Below are 12,712 nucleotides of genomic sequence, written 5' to 3'. Positions count from 1 at the left end.
AACTTGCTTATCTCAAGTATAAGACAATCTTATAGTATCTCTCATAGACTTAATTCTATGAACCTGCTTTAATATATATAAGCAAATCCATGTTAAACTTATTATCGAAAAATACAGATGATAGAAGCCTTAAGTCAAACTATTTGGCTAGTTCCTTTGTACGCACTGATTGGTGCTATACTTGCAATACCCTGGTCCCCTGGAATTATTCGAGAAACTGGTCCGAGGCCATCGGGTTATGTTAACCTATTGATGACTTTCATCGCTTTAATTCACAGTTTAGTCGCTTTGGTGGATACATGGGAGAAACCAACTACTTATTTATCCTTTTCTTGGCTTCATGCTGTTGATTTAAACATCACTTTTGATATCGAAATTTCTACCATTACCATTGCAGCATTAGTGTTAATTACTGGACTAAATTTCTTAGTTCAAGTTTATGCTATTGCCTACATGGAAATGGACTGGGGATGGGCAAGATTTTACTCTTTACTAGCTATTTTTGAAGCAGGAATGACAACACTTGTGTTGTGTAATTCCCTATTTTTTAGTTACGTTGTCCTGGAAATTCTCACATTAGCTACTTATTTATTGATTGGTTTATGGTTCAATCAATCATTAGTAGTAACAGGGGCCAGAGATGCTTTTTTAACCAAACGGGTAGGAGACTTGATCTTACTTATGGGAGTAGTGGCCTTGTTACCTTTAGCTGGTACTTGGAACTATAACGAGTTGGCTATATGGGCTGAAACTGCTAATCTTAGCCCTACTACGGCAACATTACTATGTTTAGCTTTAATAGCTGGTCCTTTGGCTAAATGCGCTCAATTTCCTTTACATTTATGGTTAGATGAAGCGATGGAAGGACCGATGCCGGCTACCATTCTGCGTAACACAATTGTAGTATCTGTCGGTGCTTGGGTATTGATTAAAATACAACCGGTGTTAGCCTTGTCCGATATTACATCTACAGTTATGATTTGGGTGGGAGCAGTAACCGCTATTGGTGCCAGTTTAATCGCTATTGCTCAAATTGATGTTAAGCGATCGCTGTCTTATTCGGTGAGTGCATACATGGGTTTAGTTTTCATAGCTGTGGGAACCCAACAGGATGCAACCGCGTTAAAATTATTGTTGACATATACCGTGGCCATGTCTTTATTGGTGATGAGTGTGGGTGGTGTGGTATTAAACAACATTACCCAAAATTTAACCCAATACGGTGGTTTATGGTCTCGTCGTCCCATTTCTGGCCTATGTTTTCTAGTAGGGTTAGCCTCACTGGTTGGTTTTCCTCCTCTGGGCAGTTTTTGGGTGTTAACAGAAATGGCGGATCATCTGTGGTTAACTAACCCTATCTTAGTTATTGTCATGTTGCTGGTTAACGGGTTAACTGCGTTTAGTCTTACCCGTGAGTTTAGCCTTATTTTCGGGGGAAAACCCAAACAAATGACTGTGCGATCGCCAGAAGGTTTATGGGCGTTAGTCTTACCCATGATGGTTACGATGGGTTTTGCCCTGCACGTCCCTATTTTATTATATAAATGGCAGTTATTCCCAGCATGGGAAGCATTAAGTGTTACAGTAGCCGGATCATTTACTATTACTACGTTAATAGGTGCCGGAACTGCAGCTTATATCTATCTCAACGAGGATATTTCCAAACCCATTGAACTACCATCTAAAGCATTACAAGACTTTTTCACTTACGATCTTTATACAGAAGATTTTTATCGTGTCACCATTGTCTTTTTGGTGGGTTTAATTTCTCAAATTATCTATTGGTTTGATCGCTATTTAGTAGATGGAGTAATTAACCTAGTTGGCTTAGCCACTATCTTTGGCGGAGAAACCTTAAAATATAATGCTTCCGGTCAAACTCAATTTTACTTCCTGTCAATTTTTCTAGGAGTTATTCTCTTTGTTGGCATGATTTTTTCCAATTTCATTTTTTAACAAACTGAAGTTTATATCATCATTGAATTAGGAGAAACAATGCTCAGTTTTTTACTTTGGTTTCCCATATTAGGGTCAATTTTTGTTGGTTTTATTCCAGGAAAATTAGACTCTTTTCGCTTACGACAAATTACCACAATCTTCGCTTTCATTATCTTTGGGGCTACTATTTGGTTATTAACTCAGTTTAATTTGAGTGATTCAGGGTTTCAATTTTCTGAATATTTACCCTGGTCTGATTTTATTGGCTTAAGCTACAGTTTAGCCGTTGATGGCTTATCTTTACCCTTAATTGCTTTAAATAGTCTCTTGACAATCATTGCAATTTATAGTATAGGAGAAAATGTTGAACGACCTCGCTTATATTATGCCCTGACACTGTTAATCAATGCAGGAATTACAGGAGCATTAGCTGCGCAAAATCTCTTATTATTCGTGATTTTTTACGAACTAGAGTTAATTCCTTTTTACCTAATGATTGCAATTTGGGGAGGGGAAAAAAAGGGTTATGCTTCCACTAAATTCTTACTCTATACAGCAGTTTCGGGACTGTTAGTTTTAGCCGCATTTTTAGGCATTGGTTTACTCAATGGTGCCAGCAGTTTTGACTACGACATTATCACCACAGAAGGATTAGAATTAAACACCAAACTGATACTATTAACCATCCTTTTAATCGGGTTTGGCATCAAAATTCCCCTAGTGCCTTTGCATACATGGCTACCTGATGCTTATACAGAAGCCTCTCCTGCTGTAACCGTATTGCTAGGAGGTATTTTGGCAAAATTAGGTACTTATGGCTTAATTCGCTTCGGTTTGCAGTTATTCCCTGATGCTTGGGCTATTGTTTCCCCAGGATTAGCTATTATTGGAACAGTAAGTGTATTGTACGGGGCCTTAAGTGCGATCGCGCAAAAAGACATTAAACGCATGGTTGCCTACAGTTCCATCGGTCACATGGGTTATATTTTAGTAGCAGCCGCCGCAGGGACTCAATTAAGCATTTTAGGGGCAGTAGCGCAAATGGTTAGTCACGGCTTAATTTTAGCCCTGTTGTTCCATTTAGTGGGTATTGTGGAGAGGAAAGTGGGAACCCGTGACTTAGATGTACTCAACGGTTTAATGAACCCAGTACGAGGTTTACCCCTTACCAGCGCGTTGTTAATCACCGCAGGCATGGCCAGTGCTGGAATTCCAGGTTTAGTGGGCTTTATTGGTGAATTTATCGTATTTCAAGGCAGTTTTGCAACCTTTCCTATTCCAACCATACTCTGTATCATTGCTTCGGGTTTAACCGCCGTTTACTTCGTAATTTTACTTAATAGGACTTGTTTCGGCAAATTAGACAATAAACAGGCATATTATCCCAAAGTTTTACCATCTGAGACCATTCCCGCCCTTGTTCTCACCCTTATTATTATAGTTCTCGGTGTACAACCCAACTGGTTACTAAAATGGATCGAACCTACTACAGATTTATTGGCCGTTAATGTTAATAAAATTGAACAAGTTGCTGTTAACAGTGAACAGTGAACAGTGAACAGTAACCACTCAATTTGACTGATAACTGAAGTGAGTTCGGAGTTCGGAGTTCGGAGTTCGGAGTTCGGAGTTATAATTTTTTTAACGAGAGAATGAAGGTTTGAGACTTCTGATTTGAGTCAGTTTTCTCGAAATTTTCTTATATCGAACTCAGGTAACTGGTAACTGGTAACTGATAACTGGTAACTGATAACTGATAACTGATAACTGATAACTGATAACCGATAACTAACATTTACCATGACACAAACAACCCTTAATCCTACTGTAAAATTACCCCCATCAAACCATCACTTTGCTGATATTATCCATCGCTTAGAAGCAGGGGGATCAATGTTACCAGATAACCCCGAAAACTTAATGCAAATCATCGGTATTTATAAAGCTTATGCTGTGCCGATGGACTTCTATTGGCGAGACTTATTATATATTGCCGAAAGAGTATTTTTAGAACCCCTTCCCTTCTTTAAATATTTCTTACCCAAAGAATATTTAGACTTACATAATCACTATGCTGGTGAAGATGCAGACTTAAGAGTTTGGCGAGGAATAGCAAGCGCACACCCTGAACTTTTGGAGTTTATGGAGAAGGGAAAAACAAAAAAAATGCCGAAACTTTTCCATCATTTGTGGCACGATCGCATTAACATGGAATTCGCTGAAGAGTGTATGAGATCAATGTTATGGCATGGTCGAGATATGGGTTTTGGCAAGTTTGACGCTTACCTAGATACAGAAGAATATAAAGCTAATGCAGACAAGGCTATTAAAGCTTATTTTAAGAACAATCCTGCCATGTTAGCCTTGTATAGACTGTTCCCAGAAATGTTTATTGAACAAGTTAGACAGTTATCTTATTATTCCAATTTAGGACTGTTTTGGGAAGTGATGGCCCCTGTCTTTTTCGAGATGTCTGATATTTACGATGAAGGCGGATTTAAAGGGGTTCCTGATGCGATGAACTTCTTAATTAATGGTATTTTTGCTGTTGCTGGCCGTCCTATTTATCATCATGTTTATATTGGTGATGAATGTTACGAAATCATCCCCAAATCCAAAGGTTTTACCTGGCTTTATGAAGCAGCTTTACCCTACGTTGAAGCGGTATTTTATCGCACTTCACCCTTTAGAGGAACCAAGTCTTATAACGCCCAAGCACAACAAGTTCCCGACGATCAAAAAGACTTCCATTATGGCATTTTATACGCCGATGTTTTCCCTGTAGGAACTGCTGGTATTCCCCCCACATTATTAATGGATGATATGTATCACTTTTTGCCAGATTATCTCACAGAATACTATCAAAAAAATTGTCGTGGCGAAGGTGATATGTTGATTCAATTAGGGATTACTTTTCAGCGTTCCATGTACAATGTAACTTCTGCTGTGATTCAAGCATTACGCCAAGCTTTGTTATATCCCTTAGACGATGAAAACCCCAAACATTTATTAAAAAATCGTCAATTTTTTGAGTCACAAATGGATAGATTTTTGCATCCAGAAGCACGTTTAAGCGACATTCAAAGTCAATCTTACCGTTAATCAAAAAAAGTAGCAATAATTGAAAGTAATAACCATGATAGTTAGGACGTTTAGTAGATTCGGAGTTACTCAAAATGATAACTATGAATATGAAAAATGTCCTAACTAATTTTTTTATATAGAAAGATAGAAGTAGATTGGGTCTAATCTTGGAAAATGATACCTAAAAGAACAGTCGAGGGAGTCCGTTTTAACTGCTTGCTGTGGAGCGAGACAAAGGGATTTATCCCGTTGTGTCCTTGATTATGATAGAATGATTTGGTGTTTAGGCAGATGAAAAACTCAGCCAGCACTAATGAGATAAAGTAGCTGTACAGCTAGAACAATCTAGTCAGGGCAGGTAGGGGATTTTTGACTGTTCCCAAATAACATGGTGATTAATCATGTTATAAACAAGCCCAGACGGAGCTTCAGCCCGTTGAGGCTTAACGTTTAGAATCCTTGCTCTTTTTAAGGCAAGGAAAAGTCAAAATGCGATAGATACTATCTAGGAAAAATCGAACAAAAGCAGCGGCCATGACAAGCGATCGCCTCATTTTTCGTCAAGACGTTCTCGGTTCTCGTCGCTTCAGTAATTACTGGTGGGCGGCAGTTTCCTCTATTGGCGGTATTGGTTTCCTTTTAGCAGGAATTTCAAGTTATTTACAAACCAATCTACTCATTGTCAGTGATACCTCCTCCTTGCAATTTATCCCTCAAGGAGTTGCCCTACTGTTCTATGGAATAGCCGGTTCTCTGTTGGCATTTTATCAATGGTTTATGGTCATTTTGAATGTTGGGGGAGGTTACAACGAATTCAATAAAGAAACGAATAAAGTAACCATTTTTCGCTGGGGTTTTCCTGGCAAAAATCGTCGAGTTGAATTGATTTGTCCCCTAGAAGATGTACAAGCAGTCAAAGCAGACATCCAAGAAGGGTTAAATACTAAAAGGAAACTCTATTTACGAGTTAAACAAAAACGAGACGTTCCCCTAACCCGTGTCGGCCAACCTCTGTCCCTCTCTCAACTAGAAAACGAAGGAGCCGAGTTAGCGAGTTTTTTAGGAGTTCCCCTGGAAGGATTGTAAAAGGAACTTGAGCAACTGAAAAACTGATCACTGATCACCGATAACGGAGAAAATATCTATGAGAAACCTAAAACAACGCTGGTTAAACCTTTTAACCTGTCTGATACTGGTCTCCGGGTTGATGATAACTGGGTGTTCTAATGCTCCTAGCAACTCCGAGACCCTGACCAGTCCGAATAGCAATCAAAATCAACAAGTGAGTCAATTAAACATGGATAATTATCCCAGATTAGACGGTAACGCTGTAGTAGAAATGACCATCAAGGGATCTCCAGTTACCATCGAAATAAAAGGAGAAGATGCACCCATTACCGCCGGAAACTTTGTAGACCTGGTGGAAAGAGGTTTTTATAATGGTTTAACCTTCCATCGTGTGGTTAAAGAACCCACCCCGTTTGTTGCTCAAGGAGGAGATCCCAACGGTACAGGAACCGGTGGTTTTATTGATCCTGAAACTAAACAAGAACGACGCATCCCCTTAGAAATTAAGCTAGAAGGGGACGAACAACCCACTTATAGCAAAGCATTGGGTCAACAGGGAACTCGTACGGTTATGTCTCAACCAGTAGTGCTTAAGCACGAACGGGGAGCAGTTGCTATGGCCCGTTCTGGAATGCCAGACTCAGCTTCCTCTCAATTCTATTTTGCCTTATCAGATTTAGAATTTCTCAATGGAGACTATGCGGTATTTGGTAAAGTTACTCAAGGAATGGAAACGGTTGATGAGATTACACAAGGCGATCGCATTGACACGGCTAAAGTAGTGTCTGGGTTAGAAAATTTGAAGAAATAATAACAAATATCTCTTAACCAAATAATAACGCTCTCGATAATAATTTAAGCTAAAATCGAGAGCAATTGCTATTATGTATATCTGCATAAATATTTAGAACTATGGCACAGGCAAAAGTCAAAGAAGACAAGATCAATATCAAAGATCCTCAATATTATTTTAATCGTGAATTGAGTTGGTTAGAATTCAATCATCGTGTATTAAACGAAGCATTAGATAATCGGACTCCTTTGTTAGAAAGACTGAAGTTTTCTGCCATTTTTAGTTCTAATTTAGACGAATTTTTTATGGTTAGGGTAGCCGTATTAAAGCAACAACTGAAAGCCGGTGTTACTAAATTAACCCCCGATGGAAGAACCCCTTTACAACAATTAAATGCCATTAGCGATCGCCTTCGTTCTTTAGTCAAAGAGCAAGATAATCTATTTGAATATACACTAAGAAATTTATTAATTAATCAAGGAATTTATTTAATTAATTATGTAGATTTAGATCAGGAACAAAGGAATTATTTACATCAGTATTTTGATGAGAATATTTTTCCTGCTTTAACCCCATTAGCAGTAGATCCATCACACCCTTTCCCCTATATTTCTAATCTTAGTTTAAACTTAGGGGTAGTGGTACGTGATCCTGATACAGAGGAAGAACATTTTGCTAGGGTAAAAGTACCTGGAGTTTTACCTCGTTTTGTGGCACTTCCCCCAGAATTAAGACATCAAGAAGACGAACAAACAGCTATTTGGACTGGAGTTCCTTTAGAACAAGTTATTGCCCATAATCTTGAGGCATTATTTCCTGGTATGATTGTGCAAGAATGTCATGCTTTTCGGGTGACAAGAAATGCTGATTTATCCGTAGAAGAAGATGAAGCAGATGATTTACTTTTAGCGATTGAACAAGAGGTAAGAAAACGTCATATTGGTAAGTCTGCGGTACGTTTAGAAATTCATGCAGCGACCCCTGAAGCTATCAGGAATCAACTGATGGAAGATTTAAAATTAGAAGAAATTGATGTCTATGATATCGAGGGATTATTAGGGTTAAAAGACCTATTTTATTTTATGTCTCTTCCTTGTCCAGAGTTGAAAGATCAATCTTGGAGTGCAGTTATTCCTCCTGCTTTACAACGGATAAAAGAGGTTGTTGACGGTAACGATGACGGGAAAATTCAACAGGAAGGAGAAGATGTATTTTCTCTGATTCGTCAAGGGGATATATTAGTTCATCATCCCTATCAATCTTTTAGTGCTTCTGTGCAACAATTTATTACTCAAGCAGCTTATGATCCTGATGTTTTAACTATTAAAATGACTCTTTATAGAACGTCTGGAGATTCACCTATTGTTAATGCTTTAATTGCTGCTGCTGCTAATGGGAAACAAGTAGCAGCTTTAGTTGAATTAAAAGCCAGATTTGATGAAGAAAATAACATTATTTGGGCCCGTCGTCTTGAACAATCTGGGGTTCATGTTGTCTATGGTTTAGTAGGATTAAAAACCCACACAAAAATAATTTTAATTGTTCGGAAAGAAGGGAATAAAATTCGTCGTTATGTTCATATTGGTACGGGTAATTATAATCCCAAAACGGCTAAGTTATACACCGATTTAGGTCTATTAAGTTGTCGAGAAGAATTAGGGGCAGATTTAACGGATTTATTCAACTTTTTAACCGGATATTCTCGGCAAAAATCCTATCGAAAATTATTAGTTGCACCTGTGAATATGCGCGATCGCATGGTTTCCATGATTAATCGGGAAGCGGAACATTGTCGCAATGGAGGGAGTGGTCGCATTGTGGCAAAAATGAATTCTTTAGTCGACCCACAAATGATTGCAACCCTTTATAAAGCTTCCCAAGCAGGGGTTAAAATTGATTTAATTGTCCGAGGAATTTGTTGTTTAAAACCTGGGATGAAAGGGGTTAGTGATAATATTAATGTGATTAGTATTATTGGTCGTTTCTTGGAACATTCACGAATTTTTTACTTCCATAATGGAGGAGATGAAGTAATTTATATTGGTAGTGCAGATTGGATGACTCGTAATCTTTCTCGTCGGGTTGAAGCGGTTACTCCTGTAGAAAATCCGAAAATTGCTCAACAATTACAAGAAATTTTAGGGATAATGTTAGCTGATAATCGTCAAGCGTGGGAATTACAATCCGATGGTAGTTATATTCAACGTCAACCCCAAAGCAAAGAACATGAACAAAGTTCCCAAAAAACCTTTATGGAAATGGCCTTACAATCGATTAAAGAATCGGTTTAGGAAATAATTTATAAAAAGCGATCGCTTTTTATTTTTGTTGTCCTATAATGAAAGTTGAAAGCGATCGCTACTGGAAAATGATTACTTCTATTTCCCCTCAAAGTCTAGATAATGATATTGTTCAATTGCAACCTGCAACCTGGTCAGATTACCTGACTTATCGAGATGATGAAACACAAGATGCGCTAAAACTCTTTTTTGATAAAAATTATTTATTAATAGAAATGGGACGGGAAGGAATTAACCATTCTCAATTTTGCGAGTTACTAACCATGCTAGTATTTGCTTGGTTCTCGCGTCATCCAGAAGAAAAATTCAGCTTATTAAATCGTTGTCAACTAGAAAAACCGAAAACACAAGCGGCCGCACCTGATTTAGTGTTATATTTAGGCCATGATTATCCTACTTGGCAAATGGGAGAAAGACGCTATATAAACTTAGCAGAATTCAGAGTACCTGATTTAGTAGGAGAAGTGGGTGATACGACTCTTGCAAAAGACTTAGACGAGAAAAAACATCTTTATGCACAATTAGGTATTCGAGAATATTGGGTCATTGATGTGCGAGGACAACGAGTCATTGCTTTTATTTTAGCAGAGAATGGAATTTATCAAGAAGTTGATATTTCTGAAGCTTTAAAGGGACTTAAAATATCATTGATAAATCAGACTTTACAACGCTTAGAAACTGAAACAAATGGGATGGCAGCAATTTGGTTTTCTCAACAAGTTGCGACTCTTTTGAAAGATAATTCAGTTTAGCTGATTAGATTTACTTTGCCCTTAGAAATCATCAAAAATATCCAATTGTTCGATTAATTCTTGTTTATTTCGACTGTTTTTAATAGGGTTAACTTGGGTAATTCCTTCTCGTAATCCTAAAGCAATTTTACTATGTTTTTCGATTTGATTCATCACTTGTTTTGCTCGACTAATAACAGAAGTTGGTAAACCGGCTAATCTTCCTGCTTCAATACCATAAGATTTATCGGCCCCCCCTGGTCTCACTTGATGTAAAAAGACAATTTCATGGGGTAATTCTTGCACAGTAACTTGATAATTAGCTACGTTAGTAAGAATAGAAGCAAGTTCGTTTAATTCATGATAGTGGGTAGCAAAAATTGTCCTTCCTTGTATTTCTGTAGCTAGATATTCTGCCACAGACCAAGCAATAGAAAGTCCATCAAAAGTTGCCGTTCCCCGTCCAATTTCATCTAATAAAATTAAGGATTTTTCGGTAGCATGATTTAAAATATTGGCTGTTTCGTTCATTTCTACCATAAAAGTTGACTGTCCCGTTGCTAAATCATCCACGGCCCCTACACGGGTAAAAATGCGATCGCTAATGGCTAATTTTGCCCTTGTAGCAGGGACAAAACTTCCGGTTTGGGCCATTAGTTGAATGAGGCCAACTTGTCGTAAATAACAGCTTTTTCCACTGGCATTGGGACCGGTTAAAATAATCAAATCAGGGTTAATTTCTCCTTGATTATCTCCCATATTAGTTGAGTTAGGGACAAATAAACCGGCACCTAAAGATTGTTCAACTACAGGATGTCTCCCGTCAACAATTTCGATGATTCTACTATCAACAATTTCGGGGCAACAATAGCCTTGAAAAACAGCAATTTCTGCTAGTCCGGATAAAACATCAACGGCAGCGACTGCTTTTGCAATTTTACGAATTTCTTGGGCTTTTTCTGCTACCTTTAAGCGCAATTCTACAAAAATTTCATATTCTAATTTATTGAGATCATCTTGTGCGGTTAAAATGCGAGTTTCTCTCTCTTTTAATTCTGGAGTAATATATCTTTCTTCGTTGGTTAAAGTTTGTTTTCTAACATAATTTTCTGGTGCCTGTTCTGCTTTACTGCGAGGCATACTTAAATAATAACCAAAGGTCTTATTATAACCAACTTTTAGGTTAGAAACTCCTGTTCTTTCTCGTTCTGTAATTTCTAAATTAGCTAACCATTGACGATCATCTTCTAAACGTTTTCGCATGGCATCTAAATCACCATTAATACCATCCCTAATCACACCTCCATCTTTTAAATGTAAGGGGGGAGATTCAACTAGATGATCGATAACATATTGACCTAACTTTTCTAATTCTGGGGGAACATTTTGCAGGGCTTTTAGATAAGCAGAATCACCTTGAATAGCTAACTCTGCTAATTCTTTTAACTTGACTAATGACTCAGCTAATGATAATAAATCTCTCGCATTAGCTGTTCCTGAACCTACTCTGCCACTAATTCTTTCTAAGTCATAAATACTGCGCAGTAGTTGTCTGATATCTTGTCTTAAAGATGGATTTTCTACTAATTGTTCTATAGTATTTTGTCTCGCTATAATTCCTTTAATACTTAATAATGGTTCTAGTAACCAACGACGCAAAGCACGGCCACCCATTGCTGTACAGGTGCGGTCTAAAGCCCATAATAAAGAACCATGAAATGTTCCATCTCTTACCGTTTGAGTTATTTCTAAATTACGACGGGTTTGGTAATCTAAAATGAGGAAATCAACCTGACTATAAGTCCGTAAAAGTTGCAGAGGAACTTGATAGGCTTTTTGGGTATCTTCTATGTAATCTAATAAACCTCCGGCTGCCCGAATAGCTAGGGGTAAATGTTCGCATCCTAACCCTTCTAATGACCTTAGATGAAAGGTAATTAAGAGCTTACTTTTGGCCTCATTTAAAGTAAAAGGTGTTTGCGATCGCAGGGAATAACAAAAACAGTCGGGTAAGACATCAGCTAAATATTGAGACTTCTCTCCGGGGCGTAATAAACTATTAATATCGGGGGCATTTGTAGGAATTAAAATTTCTGCTGGTTGTAGTCTTAATAACTCTAAATTTAGATTAGCTAAATCTTGAGATTGAGTAGTAAAAAATTCTCCTGTAGAAATGTCAGCATAAGCAAGTCCCCAATGTTCCCCAGCAATAACAATAGCAGCTAAATAATTATTCTGTTTTGCTGATAACATCCCTTCATCTGTTAATGTTCCAGGAGTCAATAATTTAGTTATTTTTCGCGCTACCATTCGCCCTTGCGCTGCTGCTTTTGCCGAGTCTTCTACTTGATCACAAATAGCCACAGCATAACCCTTTTCTACTAATAAACGACTATAACGATCTAAAGCATGATGAGGCACACCAGTCATAGCAACTCTGCCTATTTCTTTGCCCCCTTCTTTGCTGGTTAAATGTAATTCTAATTCTTGAGATATAGTAACAGCATCTTGGAAAAAACATTCAAAAAAATCACCTACTCTATACACTAATAAAGCGTTAGGATACTGTTCTTTAACTTCAACATAATGTTGATACATTGGGGTTAATTTCTTAGCATCAAGGTTACGATAATCAGTATGAGGTGAATCACTAGTGCCAATATTAGGGTTAGGGTTTGATTTTGAATAATTGGACATTGATCAATGAATAATATAATTGCCTAAAGTCAATCTATTATAAACTATCTTAGATTATGATAATCAAGGAAATATAAGAAAAATATTAAGATAAATAGAAT

8 protein-coding genes are annotated in these 12,712 nt (G+C 37.6%); 7 read left to right on the top strand and 1 reads right to left on the bottom strand.

The features are described from left to right. Positions 1 to 117 precede the first annotated feature (117 nt). The 7 genes from QNJ66_RS09380 (at position 118) to QNJ66_RS09350 (ending at position 9,935) form a co-directional block, all read left to right on the top strand. On the top strand, positions 118 to 1,956 hold the full coding sequence (locus QNJ66_RS09380; protein ID WP_300505583.1) for an NAD(P)H-quinone oxidoreductase subunit F: 1,839 nt from the start codon (positions 118 to 120) through the stop codon (positions 1,954 to 1,956). A 39-nt stretch (positions 1,957 to 1,995) separates the two neighbouring features. Further along, positions 1,996 to 3,489 (top strand): NADH-quinone oxidoreductase subunit M, encoded by a 1,494-nt coding sequence (locus QNJ66_RS09375; RefSeq protein ID WP_300505581.1) that lies wholly within the window; start codon positions 1,996 to 1,998, stop codon positions 3,487 to 3,489. A 249-nt stretch (positions 3,490 to 3,738) separates the two neighbouring features. Further along, on the top strand, positions 3,739 to 5,040 hold the full coding sequence (locus tag QNJ66_RS09370) for a CO2 hydration protein (RefSeq protein WP_300505580.1): 1,302 nt from the start codon (positions 3,739 to 3,741) through the stop codon (positions 5,038 to 5,040). A 516-nt stretch (positions 5,041 to 5,556) separates the two neighbouring features. Further along, the gene (locus QNJ66_RS09365; protein WP_300505578.1) at positions 5,557 to 6,108 is read left to right on the top strand and encodes a photosystem I assembly protein Ycf4; all 552 of its coding nucleotides are present in this window, start codon (positions 5,557 to 5,559) and stop codon (positions 6,106 to 6,108) included. Positions 6,109 to 6,166: 58 nt separating this feature from the next. Further along, positions 6,167 to 6,901, top strand: a complete 735-nt coding sequence (locus QNJ66_RS09360; RefSeq protein ID WP_300505576.1) for a peptidylprolyl isomerase — start codon at positions 6,167 to 6,169, stop codon at positions 6,899 to 6,901. A 101-nt stretch (positions 6,902 to 7,002) separates the two neighbouring features. Then, positions 7,003 to 9,174: a polyphosphate kinase 1 gene (gene ppk1 / locus QNJ66_RS09355; protein WP_300505574.1), complete on the top strand. Its 2,172-nt coding sequence runs from the start codon at positions 7,003 to 7,005 to the stop codon at positions 9,172 to 9,174. 47 nt (positions 9,175 to 9,221) lie between these two features. Then, positions 9,222 to 9,935: a Uma2 family endonuclease gene (locus tag QNJ66_RS09350; protein ID WP_300505572.1), complete on the top strand. Its 714-nt coding sequence runs from the start codon at positions 9,222 to 9,224 to the stop codon at positions 9,933 to 9,935. A 21-nt stretch (positions 9,936 to 9,956) separates the two neighbouring features. Here QNJ66_RS09350 and mutS read toward each other — a convergent pair whose 3' ends face one another. Next, positions 9,957 to 12,611, bottom strand: a complete 2,655-nt coding sequence (gene mutS / locus QNJ66_RS09345) for a DNA mismatch repair protein MutS (RefSeq protein ID WP_300505571.1) — start codon at positions 12,609 to 12,611, stop codon at positions 9,957 to 9,959. Between the last annotated feature and the right edge of the window lie 101 nt (positions 12,612 to 12,712).

Origin of the sequence: Crocosphaera sp., from assembly GCF_030064895.1 — a bacterium.
GTDB lineage: Bacteria > Cyanobacteriota > Cyanobacteriia > Cyanobacteriales > Microcystaceae > Crocosphaera.
The sequence above is the reverse complement of the archived record's forward strand: the minus strand, read 5'-3'. Positions and strand labels throughout refer to the sequence as shown.

What these genes read in the sequence shown, in the direction of transcription:
- QNJ66_RS09380 (WP_300505583.1), top strand. Translation starts at nt 118, where the DNA reads ATGATAGAAGCCTTAAGTCAAACTATTTGGCTAGTTCCTTTGTACGCA.
- QNJ66_RS09375 (WP_300505581.1), top strand. Translation starts at nt 1,996, where the DNA reads ATGCTCAGTTTTTTACTTTGGTTTCCCATATTAGGGTCAATTTTTGTT.
- QNJ66_RS09370 (WP_300505580.1), top strand. Translation starts at nt 3,739, where the DNA reads ATGACACAAACAACCCTTAATCCTACTGTAAAATTACCCCCATCAAAC.
- QNJ66_RS09365 (WP_300505578.1), top strand. Translation starts at nt 5,557, where the DNA reads ATGACAAGCGATCGCCTCATTTTTCGTCAAGACGTTCTCGGTTCTCGT.
- QNJ66_RS09360 (WP_300505576.1), top strand. Translation starts at nt 6,167, where the DNA reads ATGAGAAACCTAAAACAACGCTGGTTAAACCTTTTAACCTGTCTGATA.
- ppk1 (WP_300505574.1), top strand. Translation starts at nt 7,003, where the DNA reads ATGGCACAGGCAAAAGTCAAAGAAGACAAGATCAATATCAAAGATCCT.
- QNJ66_RS09350 (WP_300505572.1), top strand. Translation starts at nt 9,222, where the DNA reads ATGAAAGTTGAAAGCGATCGCTACTGGAAAATGATTACTTCTATTTCC.
- mutS (WP_300505571.1), bottom strand. Translation starts at nt 12,611, where the DNA reads ATGTCCAATTATTCAAAATCAAACCCTAACCCTAATATTGGCACTAGT.